Genomic DNA, 20,593 nt, shown 5'->3' with positions numbered 1-20,593 from the left:
TGAATCGCCATCTGAACGAATTTCGTCCGCTTTGCGGGGCGCTCGTCCGACATTCTCGTGTTTGCGCTGGAATGCGACTCGATGCGCTGCGTCGGCGCGATTTTCGGAAACCGCTCGGTAACCCGTCACGGGCTGTTTTCGCGTTGACACGGACAAACGCGCGTCTTACGGTCTCTGCCCAACCGCATCACTCGAATGGGCGATGCACTAGGGAGGTTTGGGCCGATGCTCAGGACCGAAATGTCCCGACGACAGTTGCTCCGCGCTGGTGGAGCGGCCGCAGTAGCCCTGCCGGCCGCCGGGTTCCTCGCCGGGTGCAGCTTCACCCAACCCGGCACCGGACAACCGACCGGATCCACGTTGGACCGCCTCAAACAGCAGGGATACGCCCGGATCGCGATCGCCAACGAACCGCCCTACACCCAGATCAACCCCGACGGCAGCGTCACCGGAGCCGAGCCCGACGTGGTCGCCGCCGTCCTCAAGCGGATGGGCGTGCCGCGCATCGAAGGTGTCGTCACCCCCTACGAATCGATGATTCCGGGGCTCAACGCCAACCGGTGGGACATCATCGCCGCCGGATTGTTCATGAAGCAGTCCCGCTGCAGCCAGATCAGCTACTCCGAACCGCAAATCGTGTCCACCGAATCGTTCGCGGTTCCCGCCGGGAACCCCAAGAAGCTCACCGGAATCGCGGCGGTGAAAGCCGATCCCGCGCTCAAGATCGCGGTGCTCCCGGGCGGGTTCGAGGACGGCGCGCTCAAGACCGCCGGAGTTCCCGCCTCGCAGATCGTCAACATCCCCGACGGCCGCAGCGGGATCGAGGCCGTGCAGGCCGGCCGGGCCGACGCGTTCCTCCTGCCGACCCTGTCGCTGGACGCGCTCAAGACCGAGGGCATCGAGATCACCGGTGCCATCACCGACGTGCAGCAGACCGGGTCCGGAGCCGGGTTCCGGCAGGCCGACGGCGCCCTGGTCGCCGCCTACGACGAGCAGCTCAAGGCGCTCAAGGGCACCCCGGAGTTCGACCAGATCCTCGGCAAGTGGGGGTTCTCCGGCGAAGCCGCGCGAGGGGTCACCCGCGACCAGCTCTGCTCCGTAGCGGGCTAGCCGCCGATGTCGGAGATCCTCCCGTACTTCCCGCTGCTCGGTGAGGGCCTGCTGATCACCATCGCGCTCACCCTCGCGGGCATGGTGCTCGCGGTGGTGGTGGCCTTCGCCGCCGGCATCGCCCGGATGTCGCACCGCCGCTGGCTGCGCTGGCCCGCGGCGGTGTTCATCGAGAGCTTCCGCGGCACCTCGATGCTGGTGCAGCTGTTCTGGCTGTTCTTCGCGCTGCCGTTCTTCGGCATCCAGCTGGTGCCGTTCGCCGCCGCGATCCTCGCGCTCGGTCTCAACGAGGGGGCCTACGGCGCGGAGATCGTGCGCGGCGCGATCACCGCGCTGCCGCGCGGCCAGCGGGAAGGCGCCATCGCGCTGAGCCTGAGCCCCTACCAGCGGATGCGGTTCGTCATCCTGCCGCAGGCGGTTCCGGCGATGATCCCGCCGTTCGGCAACGTCATGGTCGACCTGCTGAAGAACACCTCGCTGGTGTCGCTGGTGACCGTGGCAGACCTGACCTTCACCGCGCAGATGGTCCGCAACACCACCGGAGCCACCGCAGCCGTGTTCGGCACGATCCTGGTGCTCTACTTCGTGGTCGCCTACGCGCTGTCGCTCGGATCGTCGTGGCTGGAGCGCCGCGTCGACCCGACCCGTCCCGCGCGCTCGCAGGGCTTCTGGCAGCGGGTGCTGCCGGATCGGCGGGTGATGTCGTGATCTGGGACTGGTCGTTCGCGGCGCAGATCGTGCCGTTCCTGCTGCAGGGCCTGTGGGTCACCGTGCAGATCACCCTGATCGGCATGGCGATCGCGCTGGTCGTCGGGCTGTTCGTGGCCGTGGTGCGCTACTCCGAGGTGCCGGTGATCAGCAAGCTGTTCACCTTCTACGTGCTGTTCGTGCGCGGCACCCCGCTGCTGGTGCAGGCTTACTTCGCGTTCTTCGTGCTGCCGAGCGTCGGCGTGCAGTTCTCGCCGATGATCACCGGCATCGTCGTCATCGGCCTCAACTACAGCGCCTACACCGCCGAGGTCTACCGCGCCGGAATCCAGAGCGTGGCCGCCGGGCAGTGGGAGGCGTGCACCGCGCTGAGCCTGTCGACCTGGCAGCGCTGGCGGTTCGTGGTGCTGCCGCAGGCCATCCGCGACGTCATCCCCGCGCTGGGCAACTACCTGGTGCAGATGTTCAAGGACTCGGCGATCCTGCACGCCATCACCGTGTTCGAACTGCTCGGGCACGCGACCGCGATCGGCTCCAGCAGCTACCGCTACCTGGAGCCGATGACGATCGCCGCCCTGCTGTTCCTGGCGGTCAGCCTCCCGGCGGCGAGGCTGATCAAACGATTGGAGCTGCGTCTTGCCCACCCCAGATGACGCGATGATCTCCTTCGCCGGCGTGGGGAAGTCCTTCGGGGACAACCACGTGCTGCGCGAACTCGACCTGACGGTGGCGCCGGGGGAGAAGGTGTCGATCATCGGGCCCAGCGGCTCCGGGAAGACCACCATCCTGCGGCTGCTCATGACCCTGGAGAACCCCGACAGCGGGCTGATCGAGGTCGACGGCGAACCGCTGTGGGACTGCAGGGAGGGCGCCCGGTTCGACGCGAAGAAGCAGGCCGAGGTGCGCCGCACGATCGGCATGGTCTTCCAGCACTTCAACCTGTTCCCGCACATGACCGTCCTGGACAACGTGACGCTCTCGCCGGTGCAGGTGCTGGGCATGAGCCGCGAGGAGGCCGGGCAGCGCGCGGTCGAGCTGCTGCAGCTGGTCGGCCTGGACAAGCACATGTCGCACAAGCCGGGCCAGCTCTCCGGCGGTCAGCAGCAGCGCGTCGCCATCGCCCGCGCCCTGGCGATGCGGCCGAAGGTGATGCTCTTCGACGAGGTCACCTCGGCGCTGGACCCGGAGCTCATCGGCGAGGTACTGGCGGTCATCCGCGACCTCGCCCACACCACGGCCATGACGATGCTGCTGGTCACTCACGAGATGCGCTTCGCCGAGGAGATCTCCGACCGCGTCCTCATGTTCGACTCCGGTTCCGTCGTCGAATCCGGACCCCCGTCGCAGATCCTCCAGAACCCCCAGCACGAACGAACCCAGCGCTTCCTCAAGGCCGTCCTCGAACGCAAGTAGCCCTCTCCGCTCACCTTCCCCTCCGGGAGCCATCGGGAAAAACACTCGCACGGAGTAGTTCGTCGGTGGGGTGGCGGGCGCGAACCTAGCCTGGGTCGGTGGTTTCGTTCCGGCAGGTGGTGAAGCGGCTCGTGCTCGGGCCTCCGGTCCGCAGCGACCGGATGCGCGAGACGTTGCTGCCCAAGCGGCTCGCGCTGCCGGTCTTCGCCAGCGACCCGCTGTCCTCGGTCACCTACGCGACCCAGGAGATCCTGCTGATCCTGTCCCTGGGCGGGCTGGCGGTGCTGCACCTGGCGCCGTGGGTGGGACTGGGTGTCGTGTTGCTGCTGGCGGTCGTCGTCGCTTCCTACCGGCAGGTGGTGCACGCCTACCCCAGCGGCGGCGGGTCCTACGAGGTCGCCGCCCGCAACCTCGGCCGGAACGCGAGCCTGGTGGTGGCCGCGGCGCTGATGGTGGACTACGTGATGACCGTGGCCGTGTCGGTGGCGGCGGGCGTGGACAACCTGGTCTCGGCGGTGCCCGCGCTGTACTCGTCGCGGGTCTGGCTGGCGGTGGTGCTGGTGCTGGTGCTGGCCGCGCTGAACCTGCGCGGTGCCCGCGAGTCGGGCCGCGCCTTCGCCGTGCCCACATATTTGTTCGTCACGGCGATGGGGCTGACCGTGCTGGTCGGATTCGTGCAGACGGCAGCAGGTCACGCGCCGGTGGCCGAGAGCGCGGGATGGGGGATCCGGCCCGAGCAGACCGACCTGACCGGGATCGCTCTGGTGTTCCTGCTGCTGCGCGCCTTCGCGTCCGGCTGCACCGCGCTGACCGGTGTCGAAGCGATCTCCAACGGGGTGCCGGCGTTCCGCCGCCCGAGGGCGCACAACGCCGGACGCACCATGCTGATCATGGGATGCCTGGCGATCGGGCTGTTCAGCGGCGTCACCGCGCTGGCCGTGATCAGCGGGGTGCGGGTCGCGGAGAACCCGTGCGATCTGATCGGGTTCCCCGGCGACTGCCGCAACAGCGGCCAGCGCACCGTGATCGCGCAGCTCGCCGCTGCGGTGTTCGGCGACGGCAGCGTCATGTTCTACGTGGTGCAGGCAGGCGCGGCACTGATCCTGGTGTTGGCGGCCAACACCGCCTTCAACGGCTTCCCGATGCTCGGCTCGCTGCTCGCCCAGCGCCGATACCTGCCGCGACAGCTGCACACCCGAGGCGATCGGCTGGCGCACTCCAACGGCATCATCGTGCTTGGTGCGGTCTCGATCGCGTTGATCGCGTCCTTCGGCGGCTCGGTGACCGCCCTGATCCAGCTCTACATCGTCGGCGTGTTCCTGTCGTTCACGCTGTGCCAGGTCGGCATGGTGCGGCACTGGAACCACGAGCTGCGCGAATCCGATGACCCGGGCAGAGCTCACCGGGCACGGCTGATCAACGCCGTCGGCGCGGTGCTGACGGCCACGGTGCTCTGCGTCGTGCTGGCCACGAAGTTCACCCACGGCGCCTACCTGGTGGTGCTGGCGATCCCGCTGCTGTTCCTGCTGATGCGCGGCATCCACCGGCACTACCGCCAAGTGCGGCGCGAGCTGGAACCGGAGTCCGGGCTGCTGGACTCGCCGAGCCGGGTGCACGCCGTCGTGCTGGTGTCCACAGTGCACAAACCGGCGCTGCGCGCGATGGCGTTCGCACGCGCCACCCGGCCGGACACGCTCACGGCGCTGACCGTCGAGGTCGACGAGGCCGACACGCACCTGCTGCGCAGCGAGTGGGAACGCCTCGGCATCGACTTCCCGCTGGAGGTCGTGGAATCGCCGTACCGGGACATCACCCGGCCGATCGTGGGTTACATCAAGGAGCTACGCCGCTCCCGCGCGCGCGACCTGGTGTGCGTCTACATCCCGGATTACGTCGTGGGGCACTGGTGGGAGGGGTTGCTGCACAACCAGAGCGCCCTGCGCCTGACCTGGCGGCTGCGCTTCGAACCGGGTGTGGTCGTGGTCAGCGTTCCCTGGCAGCTCGACTCCAGCCACCGCAGGGAGGTCGACCGCGCGCACCACCCGCCGGGCCACGTCCGGCGCGGAATCCGACCGGATTTCCGCTGAAATCGCCTCACCCGGTGAGGGTGGCGAGGTGGCGGTAGGAGTCGAGGCGGGCTTCGGGGGAGTGGGCGGTGGTGGTGACCAGGAGCTCGTCGGCTCCGGTGGTCGTGACGAGGTCCTTGAGGGCCACCGCGACCTCGTCCGGGGTGCCGTAGGTGTGGCCCTGCATGGCTCGGGTGAAGTGGGTGCGCTCGCGGTCGGTCATGTCGCGGGCGAGGATCCGGTCCGGGTCGTCCAGCGGCGGGAACTCGCCGCGGGTGCGGGACCAGACACCGGCCCAGGCCTCGGGGACGAGCAGGCGGCGGGCGTCCTCGGTGGTGTCGGCGACCGCGATGGAGCGGGCCACGACCACGTGGGGCTCGGCCGCGCGGGGCGACGGGCGGAAGCGCTGCCGGTAGTCGTCGATCGTGCGCAGCATCTGGTTCTCGCCCAGCGGTGAGGCGATGACCAGCGGCAACCCGAGCTCGGCCGCGCTGGTGGCGGTGCGGGTGGCCAGCACGAACACCGGCAGGTCGAGGCCCTCGGCGGGGATCGCGTGCACCCCGGCGACGCCGCCGTCGAGGTAGGCCAGCAGCTCCGCGAGCTGCTCGGTGAAGCCGCTCGCGTCCTCGGCGCCCAGCGCCTTGCGGATGCCTCCGGTGAACCCCAGCGACCGTCCCAGGCCGACGTCGATGCGGTCGCCGAACAGCGATGCGAGCACGCCGAACTGCTCGGCGACGACCAGCGGGCGGTGGTTGGGCAGCATCACGCCACCGGTGCCGACACGGATGCGGCTGGTGGCGGCGGCGACGGCCGAGGCCAGGACGGTGGGGGCGGCTCCGGCGACGCCGGGCACGCCGTGGTGCTCGGCGACCCAGAACCGGTGGTAGCCGAGCCGCTCGACCTCCTGCGCGAAGCGCACCGTCTCCCGCAGCGCCTCCTGGGCGCTGCCGCCGACGGGGATGTGCGAGCGGTCCAGCACGGACAGGCGGGGACTCACGTCAAGTGCAACGCCTGCCGGAACCAGAGATTCCGGCAGGCGCGTGTGACCTCCCCGTCAGCGAGCCTTCGGCAGCAGGATCCACAGCAGGATGTAGAGCACGAACTGGGGACCCGGGAGGATGCACGAGACCACGAAGGCGAGCCGCACCAGGAACACGGGCAGCCCGAACCGGTGAGCGAGGCCCGCGCACACGCCGGCGATCATCTTTCCGTTGCGAGGACGCTCCAATGCCGTCATGACTCCACCTTGCCCGCGCTCCGACGATCTCGCCAACCCGCGTCTCGCGTGCCGCCCGTCCGGATGGCAGGTTGAGGGCGTGGACCTGCGGGAAGTGGCACGGGAGCTGTGCACGGGCGATCCGGTGGACTTCGTCACCGCCCGGAACGCGGCCGCCGCGCGCGCCCGCGAGTCCGGCGACACCGGGCTGGCCGAGCGGATCAAGAAGCTGCGCAAGCCCACCACGTCGGCGTGGGCGGTGAACCTGCTCGCCGATCGCGACCCCGACGAGCTGGGTGCCCTGCTCGACCTCGGTGACCGGCTCCGCCAGGCGCAGCGCGAGCTGCGCGGCGACGAGCTCCGCGACCTGGCCGCCGAACGGACCCGCCTGCTCGACCGCCTCACCACCCGCGCGGCCGAGCTCGCCGTCGAAGGCGGCCACGAGATCGCCGACTCGGGCCGCGAGCAGATCACGCAGACCCTCACCGCCGCCCTCTCCGACCCCGAAGCCGCCGCCGAGGTCCAGCGGGCGACCCTGACCAAGCCCCTCGAGTACAGCGGCTTCGGCCTCGACGACCTCGCCGTCGCGGCGATCCAGCGCCAGGCCGCACGACCCCGAACCTCCCGCAAGAGCGAGGAGTCCGGTGAGGGGAAGGTCCTGGAGCTGCGAAACCGCTTGCGGGACAGCGAGAAGCACCTCGACGCCGCGGCCGCCGAGCTCACGAGGGCCGAAACCGCGTGCCGCGAGGCGGAAGAGCGCCACGAGCGGCTGCGCGAGGAGCTCGCCGACGCCGAGGCGGAGCTCCGGGTGCGCCGCCGGGACGTGAAGACCGCGCGGCAGGAGCACGAGCGGGCGGTCAAGGCCAAGGACGCCGCCGCCCGGGCCCTGGGCGAGGACTGAGGACGGTTTTCCTCGAATCACCCCATGATCATGTCCGTTTTGTCCGGACAATTCGAGGAAAAACTGTCCCCTGGTGAGAAGGACGCACTCCCCGCCGCGCTCCTCGTCGGTGGCGATGAGCAGAGCTGACGTTACTCGGGCGTAGGCGACAGAAGTATTACTTTTCGCCTGGTTGTGTTGTTCGGGCGCTTACGTTGGCGGCTCTCGCAGGACAAGCACAACGAGCAAGGGTGCCGACGATGGCAGATCGCAACGACGCGAGCCCGGTGAGCCCGGAGGCGGCGTTCCCCGACAAGTACATCCCGAGACCGCAGGTGCGCGACCTGCCCGAGCCGCCGCGCGACCAGTGGCGGCTGATCGGCCCGGGCATCGTCGCAGCGGGCGTCGGCCTGGCCAGCGGGGAGTTCATCCTCTTCCCCTACATCACGTCGCAGGTCGGCCTGACCTTCGTGTGGGCGGCGCTGCTGGGCCTGGTCACGCAGTACTTCCTCAACATGGAGATCGAGCGCTACACCCTGGCCACGGGTGAGACCGCCGTGACCGGTTTCAGCAGGCTGTGGAAGCACTGGGGCCTGGTCTTCGCGATCATGGCCTACTTCGCCAACCTCTGGCCGGCGTGGGCGACGAGCTCGGCGACGCTGATCACCTACGCGATCGGCGGCGACAAATCCCTGATCGCGGTGGGAATCCTGGTGCTGGTGGCGCTGATCCTCACCCTCGCGCCCGCCGTCTACACGGCGCTGGAGCGCGCCGAGATGCTCAAGGTCGCCGCGATCGTGCTGCTCATCGTGATCGGCTGCCTGTTCGTCATCGGAGCCGAGAGCTGGCAGGCGCTGCCCACCGTGGTCACCGAACCCGGGTTCCCGGCCGCCGAGCTCGGATTCGCCGTGCTCATGGGCGCTCTGGCGTTCGCCGGTGCCGGTGGTGGCCAGAACCTGGTGCAGAGCAACTGGATCCGGGACAAGGGCTTCGGCATGGGCCACTACGTGCCCAAGATCGTCTCGCCGCTGACGGGTCAGTCCGAGGCGCGCGGCCAGGCCGGGTTCATCTTCCCGGCCACCGAGGAGAACCTGGGCCGCTGGAAGGCGTGGTGGCGCTTCGCCAACAAGGAGCAGCTGATGACCTTCGTGGCCATCACGTTCCTGTCCATCATGTTCATGTCGCTGCTCGCCTACGGCACCGTGTTCGGCCACCCCGGGCTGGAGAACGACGTGTCGTTCCTGCGTATCGAGGGCGAGAAGATGTCCGAAACGGCCGGCGGCTGGTTCGGCTACTTCTTCTGGGTCGTGGGTGCGTTCTCGCTGTTCGCTGCGGCGCTGGGCATCGTCGACTACACCAGCCGGCTGGCCGCCGACGTGCTCAAGACCAGCTACTTCCCGGACGCCTCCGAGAGCAAGATCTACGCGATCCTGGTGTGGGGCCTGTGCATCATCGGCACCGTGGTGATCATGGCCGGGATGGACCAGCCGCTCGTGCTGGCCACGATCGCGGCCTGCACCGGTGGCGTCATGATGTTCATCTACTCGGGGCTGCTCATCGCCATCAACCGCAAGATGCTGCCCGCCCAGATCCGCATCTCGGGCGTGCGCCTCGGCGCGCTGATCTGGTCGATCGTCCTGTTCGGCGTGCTCGCGGTGCTGACCGTGCACCAGCAGGTCGGGGAGCTGCTCGGCGGCTGAGGGGTGGGGGAAGTTTTCATGAAAACTTCCCCCCACCCCTCAGGCGACGGAACCGTCGTGGGGAGCCTCCGGTCGCTCGGGCCGGAGGCTCCGCCGTGCGGGGAGCCGAATGCTCCACGTGCCAGCGCGGAGCGCCCGCCGGCACCACCAGGATAGCTCGCTCACCTGCGGTTTCGTCTACCTCCGGGCCGGGGTGAGCTGGCCTCGGCGGTCGAGCTTCTGCCACGGCAGGCGGGCGCCCGCCACGGCCGTGATCACCGACTGCACCACCACCAGGTACATCAGCTGCCGGTAGGCGACCTGCTGCAGCGGCAGCGCCCACAGGGGGCGCAGCCGCTCGCCGTCCATCCGGAACGCGATGATGCCCGGCAGCAGCTGCATCGCCAGGAACGCCAGCCAGGTCAGCGCGAAGGTGCGCCCGTCGGCGCTCAGCAGCGCGAAGAACGCAGCCACGTCCACCACCGGGGCGATGACCTGCAGCAGCACCTGGAACACCAGCAGGTAGGGCAGGCCGAGGCGGCCGAGCCTGCCGCCAGGGCCGCGTTCCAGCACCGAGCGCCGGTGCTTCCAGGCGGCCTGCAACGTGCCGTAGCACCAGCGGTAGCGCTGCTTCCACAGCTGACCGGCGGTCGCGGGCGCCTCGGTCCAGGAGATCGCGTTCTCCTCGTAGGCCATCCGCCAGCCGTCGCGTTCCAACGCCATCGTCAGGTCGGTGTCCTCGGCCAGCGTGTCGTCGCTGACGCCACCGACCGCGAGCACCGCCGAGCGCCGGAACGCGCCCAGGGCACCGGGGATCGTCGGCGTGCAACCGAGCATCTCGTAGACCCGGCGGTCCAGGTTGAACCCGATCACGTACTCGATGTGCTGCCAGCGGCCCAGCATCGTGCGCCGGTTGCCGACCTTGACGTTGCCGGACACCGCCCCGACCGACGGGTCGGTGAAGTGGTCGACGAGCCGCGACACCGCGTCCGGTTCGAGGATCGTGTCCCCGTCGACGACCACCACCAGCTCCGAGCGCGCCGCGGCGAGCCCGGTGTTGAGCGCGGCGGCCTTGCCCGCGTTGCGCTGCTGGATCAGCCGGACGTGCTGGTGCCGCCCGAACTGCTGCTCGACGATCTCGGCGGTGCGGTCGGTGGAACCGTCGTCGACGACGATGACCTCCACCGGGTGGTCGGAGGCCAGGATCGTGCGCACCGTCGCGGCGATGCCGGCCTGCTCGTTGTAGGCCGGGACGATGACGCCGACGCGTTGGCTGATCTGCCACGGCGGCACCCAGCGGCGCGAGCGCCACCGCTGGACCGGGGCCAGGACCAGCACGAACACCATCCGCAGGATGCCCAGCGCGGCCGCCGCCCACAGCAGGGCGCGCAAGGCGTCGGCGAGCCAGGCCGAGGCGACCACCACGCCCACGAACAGCGATCCGGCGACCCGGTCGAGCAGCCCGGCGGGCACGGTGGTGGTGCGCAGGCCGAACGCGGCGCCGACCGAATCCACCTGCCAGCCGGTGCTTCTGAGCTGGGGCAGCAGCCGTTCGAGCGCGGCGACCGTGTCCGGACCGGCCGCGTCGTGCATGAGCAGGACCGTGCCGCGATCGTCGTGCGGGGTGGAGGCGGCCAGCACGGCATCGGGTCCCCGGCCGCGCCAGTCCTCCGAGTCCCGGTCCGGCACCACCACCTGGTGACCGTGATTGCCGATGCGCAGCAACGAGTTCCACGCGGCCTGGTCGAGCGAACCGGTGGTCAGGTGCGCGGGTTGGGCCAGGGTCGTGGTGATCCCGGCGGCTCCGGCCAGCGCGAGGTCGGTGGACTTCAGCTCCAGCTGCACGCGCCGGGCGCCGACCTCGCGCAGGTCGGTGCGGGTCAGCGTGCGGTTGCCGATCTCGTGCCCGGCGTCGACGATCTCCCGGATCAGACCGGGGTTGCGCGCGGCCTGCGCGCCGGTGACGAAGAACGTCGCGCGCACGTCGTTGCGCGCCAGCACGTCCAGGACCCGCGGTGTCCACTGCGGATCGGGTCCTTCGGCGAAGGTCAGCGCCACGGTGCGCGGCGGCACCGGGCGCACGGTGGGTTCGCGCGGGTCGATCACCGACCCGCCGTCGAAGGCGGTCGGGGGCACGAACTGGCGGGTGCCGCTGGGCGTGCCGTCGGTGCCGACGCGGCTGAGCAGCACGTCGAGCCCGAGCAGGCCGGAGATCACGAGCAGCACCAGGCCCAGCAGCAGCCAGTGGGATCGGGGGGTTCGGGGTTTTCGGTTTCGGGGCAAGGGGTTTCCGAATCAGCGGGTGGCTTCGGGGGTGTTCGGCAGCGGGGGAGCCGGGGTGGGGGAGTCGAGCATCGCGGCGGCCAGCAGCAGTACGAGCCCGGTCAGCACGAGGCTGACCAGCAGCACGAAGCGCCGCACCGCGCGGCGTCGCCGGCCGCTGCCGTCGACGAAGACCGGGTCCGCCGGGTGGTAGTGGCGCTGGAGCCGCCGGTCGGGGGTCAGGCCGACGGTCTCGGCACCGCGGTAGGTGGCCGGGTCGGTGCGCTCGGTGCGCACCAGGACCGAGCCCGGACGGCGACGGTGCCGGTGCCGGGCCGGTGATCCTTGCCGGGGCGCGGGGTGGCCTCGGGAGGGCATCGATACTCCGAATGTAGGGGGTGTCATTCACTCGTTATGGTGATCTAGGCTCGGTACGATAACGCTAAGGTCACGTTGATCCAAGGCGCGCTGGTTGTCGGGGTGGTGCGCGAGGACTCCCGACAACAGGAGTGAACACACGCGGTGAGGAAGTTCTTGCGGCGCGCGATCAGGTCGCTCGCGCTGGTGCTGGTCGTGCTCGCGATGGCCGGGTTCGGCATCACCGGCTACGTCGACCACGTGCTGACCCGGGTTCCGGCGGCCACCGACTACGCCGGGCGCACCGCGCCCGTCCGGGGCACCAACTGGCTGCTCGTCGGCTCCGACAGCCGGGAAGGGCTCACCCAGGAGCAGGAGCAGGACCTGGTCACCGGCGGCACCGCCGACGCCGAGGGCGCGCGCACCGACACGATCATGCTGCTGCACATCCCGGCCGGATCAGGGGCTCCGACGCTGGTCAGCCTGCCGCGAGACTCGCTGGTCGACATCCGCGGACGTGGTCCGGACAAGCTCAACGCCGCCTACGCCACCGGGGGACCGGCGCTGCTGTCGCGCACGGTGGAGGAGCGCACCGGGCTCCACGTCGACCACTACCTGGAGATCGGTCTCGGCGGGTTCGCCGGGGTCGTCGACGCCATCGACGGCGTGCGGATCTGCCTGCCGCAACCGATCGAGGACCCCAAGATCTCGCTGTCGCTGCCCGCCGGGTGCCAGGACCTGACCGGGGCGCAAGCGCTGGGTTTCGTGCGCACCCGGAACTTCGCGGGTGGCGACCTGCAGCGCGCCGAGCACCAGCGCCAGTTCCTCACCGCGCTGATCGACAAGGCCACCAGCCGGGAGGTGCTGCTCAACCCGCTGCGCACGGTGCCGATGACGTGGCGGCTGGCCGACACGATCACCATCGGCGACCCCGACCACCTCGACGACCTCGGCAGGCTCGGCTACCAGGCGAGCCTGGCCGGGACGGGGCTGACCACCGAGACGGTGCCGGTCGGCGGCACCGAGGAGATCCCCGGTGTCGGCTCGGCCCTGCGCTGGGACGAACCGCGTGCCGCAGCGCTGTTCGACGCGCTGCGGCACGACCGGCCGCTGCCGTGAGGGGGTCACATCTTCGCGGCGCCCGCCTTGATGGCCTCGCGGATGCGGAAGTAGGTGCCGCAGCGGCAGATGTTGCGGATCGAGTCCAGGTCCTTCTCGGTGATCTGGCGGCCCTCGTCCGACGCGCGGCGCACCAGCGCCACCGCCGCCATGATCTGGCCCGGCTGGCAGTAGCCGCACTGCGCGACGTCCTGCTCCAGCCACGCCTCCTGCATCGGGTGCAGCTCGGCGTCCGCGGTGGCGGGAAGGCCCTCGATGGTGGTGATCTCGTCCTCGGCGGAGATGTCACCGACCTTCACCGAGCACGGGTTGAACGCCTTGCCGTTGATGTGGCTGGTGCACGCCTTGCAGACGTTGATCCCGCAGCCGTACTTCGGCCCGGTCACGCCCAGCAGGTCGCGCAGCACCCACAGCACCCGCACGTCGTCGGCGACGTCGACGGTGACCTGCTCGCCGTTGAGTCGAAAAGTGTGCTCAGGCACGGGAATTCCTCCAGGTCCTCACTGCGCGTGGCGCAGGCCGTCGGTGGGCGATTCCGGCATCGGAGGCACGTTCGGCTTGGGTTCGAACGACAGCGTGCCGTGGTTGATCGGGAAGCTCGTCGGCACCGAGCCGGTCGCGCGGGCGTAGGCGCAGGCCACCGCCGCCTGGGCGGAGGCGACGCCGAGCTCACCGGCACCACCGGGCTTGCCGGTCGTCGGCGGCATGATGATGATCTCCAGCTCCGGCGGCGAGTTCCACTGCCGGGTGTAGAAGTAGTTGTCCCAGCTGGCTTCCAGGAAGTAGCCGTCGGTCAGGTGCAGGCTGGAGGTCAGCGCGTTGGCGATGCCGTCGTTGATGCCGCCCATGATCTGGGCCTCCAGGCCGCGCGGGTTGACCGCCAGGCCGATGTCGACCGCGCAGACCGCTTTGGTGACGCGCGGGCCGGTCACGGCGTCGCGGACGCGGCGGTTGACCGTCTCCGGTGAGCAGTCGATCTCGACCAGCGTCGCGATCGCCGCTCGGTACTCGTTGTGCAGCGCGATGCCCTGGGCGTGACCGGCCGGCATCGACCGGCCCCACCCGCCGGTCTTCACGACCTCGTCCAGCACCGCCTTGAGCCGCTCCTCCTGCAGGAACCGCTTCCGGAACTCGTAGGCGTCCTCACCCATCCTCGCGGCCAGCTGATCGATGATCAGCTCCCGCGCCGTGACGACGTCGGGGGAGTAGATGTTGCGCATGCTGCCGGTGTTGAAACCGCGGTCGGTCTCGTTGAGCAGCATCGTCGTCGCCCCGAAGCCGTAGGGCATCGTCTGGGTGTAGTGGAAGATGGTCTGCGAGAACGTCGCGTCGGCGATCGGCAGCTTCGCCGCGCTGGCGGTGAGGATCTCACCGAAACCGTGGCTGAAGTCGGTGAACACGCTGGTGTGCCGCTGCTCGTAGCTGAGCACGTCGTTCCCGGCGACGCCGACCCGCACCCGCGAGGTCGCCATCGGGTGGGTGCGGCCCTGCCGCGAGTCGTCGGCGCGGTGCCACATCAGCTTGACCGGCTTGCCGATCTCGCGGGAGATCTCGGCGGCCTCCATCGCGCCGTCGTTGAACAGCTTGCGGCCGAACGACCCGCCGCCCTCGGTGACGTGCACCTTCACCGCGCTGAGCGGGAGCCCGTACTGGGCGGCGATGCTCTCCTTGGTGACGATCGGGTTCTTCTGCGCCGACCAGATCTCCGCCCGGTCGCCGCGCACGTCGGCGATCGCGCAGTTGGTCTCCAGCGCGCTGTTGCTGCGGAAGAAGAAGGTGAAGTCGCCCTCGACGCTGTCGTCGCCCTTCGGCGCCACCAGCGGGACCTCGGCCGCGCGCAGCTCGTCGAGGACCGATTCGTCGGACTTGCCCTCGATCGTGCCGGGCTTCCAGTCCACGTCCAGCGCCCGCACTGCGTCGATGCACTGGCCGAAGGTCTCCGCGCGCACCGCGACACCGGTGGAGACCGCCACGACGTCGGTGACGCCGGGCATCGTGGCGACCTCGTCGAGGTTGCGCACGGTGCCGGGCTTGCCGTTGAGCGTCGGCGGGCGGCACACCATCGTCGGCAGCGCGCCCGGGATCTTGAGGTCCATCGCGAACTTCTTCGACCCGGTCACCGCCGCGAGCGCGTCCACGCGGTTGCGCGGGGTGCCGATGACCGAGAACTCCTCGTCGGCCTTGAGCTGCACCGGGACCTCCTCGGTGCGCTGGCCGGCGGCCTTCTTGGCCAGCTCGCCGATGCCGAGGGTGTGGCCCAGCAGGTCGGTGATCACGCCCTGCTTGAGGCGCAGCGTCGCCACGGCCTGGCCCAGCTCGACGGCGGCGGCCTGCAGCAGGCGGCCGCGCGCGACGGCGGCGGCGACGCGGATCGGGGTGTAGGTCGACAGCGTGGTGCCGGAACCGCCGGTGATCTGGTTGAACACCAGCTCCGGGCGGGCGTCGGCGAGCGAGACGTGGACGTTCTCCAGCGGCACGTCCATCTCCTCGGCGATGAGCATCGCGGTGGAGGTGGTGATGCCCTGGCCGACCTCGGCGCGCGGCAGCTCGAACGACACGGTCCCGTCGGTGTTGACGGTGACGGTGATGAGGTTCGCGGTGGGCGCGGCGGAGAACTCCAGCAGGTCGCTGAGATCGGCGACCTCGGCGAGTGCGGGGGAGGGGACCGGAGGCAGCCCTTCGGCTCGCGCCGCGGGGGCGGTCAGGTTCAGATCGGCCGCGGCGACCAGCGTCGGCGCGGCCAGCACGTAACCGAGGAAACCGCGACGCCCGACGGCGTGGGACGGGGCTTCGGCCGGCTCCGACGGTGGCGGTGAGGTTCGGTCCGCGGTCGTCATCTCGCTCCCCCTCCGCCGGACGCGCCTGCGTGCCCGGCAGCCGGAATAATGGGCGTGGCCTGGGAAAAAACGTTTCCCAGGCCATTCGAACAGCGGAACTGTAACGTTGAACGTTGAACGGGTCAACGGATCGGCCCCGGAACAAGATCACGATCGAGTCAAGCGGCTGAAGTGCCCGATCCGCCGTCCGTTTCACGCATCCGGCGAGTCGAACCGGCGGCGGACGTCCTCGGCGACCTGCGGGTGTCCGGCCGCCTCGATGAGCTTCGCGAACCGGTGCGCGGTCAGCCTGCGCACCGGGTTGCGCTCGCCGTGCAACCCGAGCTGGTCGAGCAGCATACCGACGTGATCCGACGGCGTGCGCGCCCCACCGGTCAGCTTCTTGAACACACCCCACCCGACGCCCGCCAGCAGCGGAACCACCACCCACGCAGGCCATTCCAGCACGAGCCCGAACACCAGCGGGATCAGCACGGCGATCCCGAGTCCGATGTAGAGGATCCGGTTCTCCTTGCTCACAGCACGAACTCCTCCGGTCGTGGGTACGCGTAGTCCTGGTTCTGCACGCCCTGAGCACGATCGATCAACTGCGCCAACCGGATCGCGACCTCGGGATGTCCTTCCGCTGCGTCGGCCCAGTCCTTGGCGGCGACGTAGAGCGCTCCCAGGAAAGAGATCGACTCTCCCGCGGCATCCACCAGAATCCCCAGCAGCACATCCGGATCCGGTATGCGGGCTGCGGCCGCGAGCCACTGGTAAAGCCGTTGTGCGACCAGGTCGCGGCGCTCTTGCATGAGCGTCCGCCAGCACGTGACCAGCTGGGCCCGCAGCTGCCGGTCGGCACCCAGCGGCCGGGATCGTTGGGAGGTATCGGTCAGCAGGAACGGGTCGGCGATGTCGAGGAACAGCAGGAAGTCCGCGTTCCACTGCTGAGTTTTCGTCAGATCGTCGCTCAGCCGCTCCAGCAGGAGCCGGTACTGGGGGAGATCGCGCCGCACGAGGTCGACCAGCGCTTTGCGTGCGAGTTCTCCTGATTCGCGTCGCGCTCGGTGATGCAGCCGAACGACCGCCTGCTCCGGGAAGTTCGGTGCGATGACCTCGACGGTCACTTCGACGACGATCTGACCGACCCACTCGGGCAGGTCTTGCGCTCGTGACCACAGGTAGACCATGCGCCGGAAATGAGTGCCGTGGCGGGCGTCCTTCAAGCCCGTGACCAGTGCTCGGACTCCGAAGTCCTGCAGCGGGCTCGACTTGCCGTTGCTCGGGAAGATCCACCGCTCGACGACGAGACCGACCTGTTCGGGGCTTCCGGTCCGCAGCGCCTGCTCGGTGAAGCGGTCCACCAACCGCAGCCGGTTCTCGCCGGTCAGAGCTCTCAACTCGATCACGCGTTCAACCCAGCGTCGGAACTGGGGGCGCAGATCGGGGAAGTTGTCCCAGAAGTGCTCCAGCACGGCTTCGTCGTAGGACAGCTTGCTGAACTCGACGCTGTCGTGCGGTGAGATCTCCACGTTCAGCCGTTGGAGCTGTGCGCGATACCCGTCCTGTTCCAGACGTGGCCGCTCAGCCTTGTCGAGCTCCATCATCCGAACCAGGTCGTCGGCGGCGAAGAACACCGCGTCCGTGGAGGCTCCTCGGCACATCGCGGAGGCGAGCAGCAGTGCTCGTTCCCGGCCGCTGGGGTGGGCGGCGAGCTTCTCGGCCACTTCCTCGCGGCGTTGGGCCTTGGCGCCGGCAGCTTCCTTGAGCCAACGGGCGAGGTCTTCGCCGGGAAGGCTGTCGCGTGCTTCGGTGACCCGCTCCGCCACGCCCGCGATCTCCTGCATCGGCGCCTTCAGGCACTGCGCGACCTCGGACTGGTCGAGCTGATCACCGGTGGGGTTCAGATCGGCGGCCTGCAGGTGCCTGCGGAGCACGAGGTCGCCTCGCGGGCGGTTGATCCGCTCGACGAACTGCTTGAGCTCCGGGTCCAAGTGGTGAGCCAACTCGTCGGGAACCACAACTACGAGGAAGCCGTGTTGTTCGACCAGAGTCGTGCGGAACGCGGGGAGCTCGCGCATTCGAGCGAGGAAGACCGCCTGATCGCTGTCGGAGAGGTCGAGCACGAAGCGGTGATCGGGGTAGACCTTCACGCTGGACAAGGTCTCCCGCGGATCGAGCGCTTCCTCCGGAAGGATGCTGAAAGGGGTGTTCTCGTCGGCGGTTTCGTCCACGAGCATCTTCGCCGCCGTCGTGCGGCCGCTTCCGGTCGGGCCAGTGAGCAGGACGGTGCCGGACTTGGCCAGTTGTTCTCGTGCGTAGGACAGGTGCTGCGGTTCCACGAACCGCACGCGCAGCCAGCGGAGGTCGTCGCGGAGGGTCAGACGTGGGCTCCGGGCGTGGGCTCGAACGCTCTCGTGGGTGGTGTAGTAGACGTTCAGATCGCCGGTTCCGGCGTGCGTGGGACCGTGCTGGTCGCCCTCGAAGTGGGAGTGCGTGGTCCAGGTGGAAGCCTGCTGAGGCGCCGCTTCGTCGGTCTCAGTGGTCACTGGTCCTCCTCGCGGGTGCGATCGGCGTAGAGGGAACCCGTACCGGTGTGCAGCGGACCCGTGACGTTGCCGTGGAAATGTGACGTCGCGTGGGAGTCGCCGATGTGCAGATTTCCCATCTGGTGTGTCTGAATCAGGTTTTGGGCCTGGCCGTGGTTGATGTTCTGGACGTTGGGAGTCTCCGTCTTGCTTCGCCCGGGGAGGAGATCCGCCAACCGATCGGCGATCTGATCGAGGTCGCTCCGGGTGTTGCGGTGGTCGAGGCGCAGCGCCTGGTTGTCCGGGAGGAACGCGAGCTCGGGCGGGAGCTCCGAGGCGCTCGGCGGTTCCATGTTGTGCCCGCACAGAACGGGGACGATCCGCACTCCGGCTTCGCGGGCGTTGAGGATCTCCCGCCGGACCCAGTCGGTCGGGTCCTCGAGCGCGAGGCGACCGTTCTTCCTGGCCTGGGCCCATCCCTCACCCATCACGGCGAGTAGCACGCGCGCATCCCTGGAGGCGGTTTGCAACCGCCGCTCGAAGTTGTCGCCCGGCGGGATCGACGTGGAGTCGCGGAACACGCGCTCGATCCCGAAGTGACCGGACAAGTGGTCCTGGAGGTGGGCAGCGGCCTGTTCCCCGTACCCGGTGCGGTAGTTGACGAAGATGTCCGGCATCGAAGAACTCCATTCAGTCGCAGGGTGATTCAGCCGTTGTGGTGGTGCAGGGAGGTGATCAGGGCCGGTTGGAGGGCCTGGACCGCGGGGACGCGGTGGTGCCGGGCCAGCAGCTGGCTGAGCTTGCGCAGGTCCGTGAGGACGGTGGCGGAGGAGACCGCGTCGACGACCGGAAGCACGTCGGCGGTGAGCGCGCAGGCGTGCTCGATCTGGCCCGCCGCGGCGTGGGCGAGGGCGCGGCGGAGGCCGTAGCGCGCGCGATTCCGCAGCGCCTGCTCGGGCAGTCCGGCGACCTCGCGGTCGAGGACTTCGGTTGCCTGGTCGGTGCGGCCCAGGTCGTGCAGGCACCAGCCGGTGATCATCGAGACCGGGTCGCTCAGGTTCGACGCGCCCAGCACCGGACCGGCCTCCGGTTGCGCCGAGTCGAGGTGCGCTCGGGCGAGGTCGAGCGTGCGCATGCAGCGGTCGTAGTCGCCCGCCAGCGCGTGCCCCTGGGCCTCGTGCAGCGCGGCCCAGCCCCGGATGCGGTCGGTGAGCGCGTCGCGCCGGGCCCGCCGTGCGATGTCGATGGTCTCCCGCGCGTCGTGGCGGTAGAGGGTGACCAGCGCGCGGCGCACCAGCGCGTGGGCGCCCAGGCTCCGGTCGCCGCCGGCCTCGGCCAGCCGCACCGACTTGTCGGTCCACCACAGCGCGGTGCGGTCGTCCCCGGCCTCCTGGGTCATCCAGCCCGCGAACTCGGCGTAGCGGGCCGTCAGCGCCAGGATCTCCGCCGCCTGCGCGGGATTCGCGTTGCGGGCCATGTCGCGCAGCGAGTGCGCCTGGGCGATCAGGCTCGGCAGCACAAGCGAGGGGCCTGCGGTCTGCCCGAGCGCGCGCAACTGGGCGAACATCGCCTGGAAGGGTTCGGTGGCACCGGTCGCGGCGAGCGCGCGCGAACCGCCCACGCCGAAGGCCACCGCGGAGGCGGCACCGGCCGTCAGGACGCTCCTGCGGTCCACCGGTTGGAACGAACTGCTTCCGTCGGAATCGAGTCGCAACACCCACACCTCATCACCGTCGGTCGGGATCTCGGATGGCAGAGGTGCTTTCGACGAATGCTCGGCGACGAGGTCGGACAGCGTTCCCCCGGAATTCAGCGCGACATCGGCTCGGCGCGCCAGATCGGGAGTCGGTGGTTTGCCGCCGGTTTCGATTTTGCTGAGATAACCCTTGCTGTAATGCAGGACTGCCGCGAGCCGGGAGAGCGACAGTCCGGCCTCGTTCCGCAATCGTCGAAGCTCTGCCCCGAACAGTGTGGGCCGCTCGGTCAACTCGCCCCCCCGGGTTGCCCGTTTCCCGTTCACCCCGGCGCCGGGAAACGGGTGGTCGGGCACTCCTGCCAGCGCACATGGTGGGTTCAGCGGGTCCAGTCCTGAAGCTGGAACTCCGCCTGACCCTAGGAGAAGTGATGTTGACCGACGACCTCTCCCGCGAAGTGACACCCGAACAGCGCAGCGCTTCACCTGCGCGCCTGCTCGGTCGCGTGGCGACGACGCTGGGATTCACCGCCGTCCAGGTGTGGGCGTTCTTCGAGTTGGCCTCGTTGCACGCGTCCGGGCCCGTTCTGGTGGCGCTCGTCGTCGTCATGGCCGCCGCATTCCTCGTCACCGTCGAAGCCTGGATGGAAATTCGCTGGTTTGCGTCAGCAGCGCTGCGCACACCGACGGATTCTGGCGGAGATCGGAACTGAGAGCGGCGGTTCACCAACGGTTTCCCGTTT

19 protein-coding genes are annotated in these 20,593 nt (G+C 69.5%); 9 read left to right on the top strand and 10 right to left on the bottom strand.

Going from position 1 to position 20,593, the window contains the following annotated elements:
- The first annotated feature begins 240 nt into the window (after positions 1 to 240).
- The 5 genes from ehuB (at position 241) to QFW96_RS22785 (ending at position 5,318) form a co-directional block, all read left to right on the top strand.
- Positions 241 to 1,110: an ectoine/hydroxyectoine ABC transporter substrate-binding protein EhuB gene (ehuB, locus tag QFW96_RS22805; protein WP_281457749.1), complete on the top strand. Its 870-nt coding sequence runs from the start codon at positions 241 to 243 to the stop codon at positions 1,108 to 1,110.
- Positions 1,111 to 1,116: 6 nt separating this feature from the next.
- A complete protein-coding gene (gene ehuC / locus QFW96_RS22800) occupies positions 1,117 to 1,818 on the top strand; it encodes an ectoine/hydroxyectoine ABC transporter permease subunit EhuC (protein WP_281457748.1) in 702 nt (233 codons plus the stop codon).
- A complete protein-coding gene (gene ehuD / locus QFW96_RS22795) occupies positions 1,815 to 2,471 on the top strand; it encodes an ectoine/hydroxyectoine ABC transporter permease subunit EhuD (protein WP_281457747.1) in 657 nt (218 codons plus the stop codon). The genes ehuC and ehuD overlap by 4 nt, the downstream gene beginning before the upstream one ends.
- A 4-nt stretch (positions 2,472 to 2,475) precedes the next feature.
- A complete protein-coding gene (ehuA, locus tag QFW96_RS22790) occupies positions 2,476 to 3,231 on the top strand; it encodes an ectoine/hydroxyectoine ABC transporter ATP-binding protein EhuA (RefSeq protein ID WP_281457807.1) in 756 nt (251 codons plus the stop codon).
- Between the two features lie 161 nt (positions 3,232 to 3,392).
- Positions 3,393 to 5,318: an APC family permease gene (locus QFW96_RS22785; protein ID WP_425524786.1), complete on the top strand. Its 1,926-nt coding sequence runs from the start codon at positions 3,393 to 3,395 to the stop codon at positions 5,316 to 5,318.
- A 7-nt stretch (positions 5,319 to 5,325) separates the two neighbouring features.
- On the opposite strand, the gene QFW96_RS22780 is transcribed toward QFW96_RS22785, so the two are convergent.
- Together QFW96_RS22780 and QFW96_RS22775 are read right to left on the bottom strand one after the other, a co-directional pair.
- Positions 5,326 to 6,294 (bottom strand): LLM class flavin-dependent oxidoreductase, encoded by a 969-nt coding sequence (locus tag QFW96_RS22780; RefSeq protein WP_281457745.1) that lies wholly within the window; start codon positions 6,292 to 6,294, stop codon positions 5,326 to 5,328.
- A gap of 57 nt (positions 6,295 to 6,351) precedes the next feature.
- The gene (locus tag QFW96_RS22775; RefSeq protein WP_093416368.1) at positions 6,352 to 6,534 is read right to left on the bottom strand and encodes a PspC domain-containing protein; all 183 of its coding nucleotides are present in this window, start codon (positions 6,532 to 6,534) and stop codon (positions 6,352 to 6,354) included.
- 79 nt (positions 6,535 to 6,613) lie between these two features.
- On the opposite strand from QFW96_RS22775, the gene QFW96_RS22770 reads away from it, so the two are divergent.
- Entirely contained in the window at positions 6,614 to 7,414 is an 801-nt protein-coding gene (locus tag QFW96_RS22770; RefSeq protein ID WP_281457744.1) for a hypothetical protein, read from the top strand.
- 239 nt (positions 7,415 to 7,653) lie between these two features.
- The gene (locus tag QFW96_RS22765) at positions 7,654 to 9,093 is read left to right on the top strand and encodes an Nramp family divalent metal transporter (protein WP_281457743.1); all 1,440 of its coding nucleotides are present in this window, start codon (positions 7,654 to 7,656) and stop codon (positions 9,091 to 9,093) included.
- A 177-nt stretch (positions 9,094 to 9,270) separates the two neighbouring features.
- Here the strand turns inward: QFW96_RS22765 and QFW96_RS22760 are convergent, their stop codons facing one another.
- Both QFW96_RS22760 and QFW96_RS22755 read right to left on the bottom strand, forming a co-directional pair.
- A complete protein-coding gene (locus tag QFW96_RS22760) occupies positions 9,271 to 11,298 on the bottom strand; it encodes a glycosyltransferase (RefSeq protein ID WP_281457742.1) in 2,028 nt (675 codons plus the stop codon).
- A gap of 69 nt (positions 11,299 to 11,367) precedes the next feature.
- Complete coding sequence (locus QFW96_RS22755; RefSeq protein ID WP_281457741.1) at positions 11,368 to 11,712, bottom strand: hypothetical protein; 345 nt, start codon at positions 11,710 to 11,712, stop codon at positions 11,368 to 11,370.
- Positions 11,713 to 11,856: 144 nt separating this feature from the next.
- On the opposite strand from QFW96_RS22755, the gene QFW96_RS22750 reads away from it, so the two are divergent.
- Positions 11,857 to 12,810, top strand: a complete 954-nt coding sequence (locus tag QFW96_RS22750) for an LCP family protein (protein WP_281457740.1) — start codon at positions 11,857 to 11,859, stop codon at positions 12,808 to 12,810.
- 5 nt (positions 12,811 to 12,815) lie between these two features.
- Here QFW96_RS22750 and QFW96_RS22745 read toward each other — a convergent pair whose 3' ends face one another.
- The 6 genes from QFW96_RS22745 to QFW96_RS22720 all read right to left on the bottom strand — a co-directional run bounded on the left by QFW96_RS22745 (position 12,816) and on the right by QFW96_RS22720 (position 20,177).
- Positions 12,816 to 13,292: a (2Fe-2S)-binding protein gene (locus QFW96_RS22745; RefSeq protein ID WP_281457739.1), complete on the bottom strand. Its 477-nt coding sequence runs from the start codon at positions 13,290 to 13,292 to the stop codon at positions 12,816 to 12,818.
- Positions 13,293 to 13,310: 18 nt separating this feature from the next.
- On the bottom strand, positions 13,311 to 15,647 hold the full coding sequence (locus QFW96_RS22740) for a molybdopterin cofactor-binding domain-containing protein (RefSeq protein WP_281457738.1): 2,337 nt from the start codon (positions 15,645 to 15,647) through the stop codon (positions 13,311 to 13,313).
- 192 nt (positions 15,648 to 15,839) lie between these two features.
- Positions 15,840 to 16,166, bottom strand: coding sequence for a hypothetical protein (locus QFW96_RS22735; protein WP_281457737.1), 327 nt, complete (start codon positions 16,164 to 16,166; stop codon positions 15,840 to 15,842).
- Complete coding sequence (locus tag QFW96_RS22730; RefSeq protein WP_281457736.1) at positions 16,163 to 18,178, bottom strand: nSTAND3 domain-containing NTPase; 2,016 nt, start codon at positions 18,176 to 18,178, stop codon at positions 16,163 to 16,165. The genes QFW96_RS22735 and QFW96_RS22730 overlap by 4 nt, the downstream gene beginning before the upstream one ends.
- Positions 18,175 to 18,834 (bottom strand): toll/interleukin-1 receptor domain-containing protein, encoded by a 660-nt coding sequence (locus QFW96_RS22725; protein WP_281457735.1) that lies wholly within the window; start codon positions 18,832 to 18,834, stop codon positions 18,175 to 18,177. The genes QFW96_RS22730 and QFW96_RS22725 overlap by 4 nt, the downstream gene beginning before the upstream one ends.
- A 29-nt stretch (positions 18,835 to 18,863) precedes the next feature.
- Positions 18,864 to 20,177 carry a helix-turn-helix domain-containing protein gene (locus QFW96_RS22720; protein WP_485119555.1) on the bottom strand — a complete coding sequence of 438 codons (1,314 nt, stop codon included), beginning with the start codon at positions 20,175 to 20,177 and terminating at the stop codon, positions 18,864 to 18,866.
- Between the two features lie 104 nt (positions 20,178 to 20,281).
- Here QFW96_RS22720 and QFW96_RS22710 point away from each other — a divergent pair, with 104 nt between their 5' ends.
- Positions 20,282 to 20,563 (top strand): hypothetical protein, encoded by a 282-nt coding sequence (locus tag QFW96_RS22710; RefSeq protein WP_281457734.1) that lies wholly within the window; start codon positions 20,282 to 20,284, stop codon positions 20,561 to 20,563.
- Positions 20,564 to 20,593: the final 30 nt, after the last annotated feature.

The organism is Saccharopolyspora ipomoeae, assembly GCF_029952525.1.
GTDB lineage: Bacteria > Actinomycetota > Actinomycetes > Mycobacteriales > Pseudonocardiaceae > Saccharopolyspora > Saccharopolyspora ipomoeae.
This window is presented reverse-complemented; position numbering and strand designations above follow the sequence as displayed.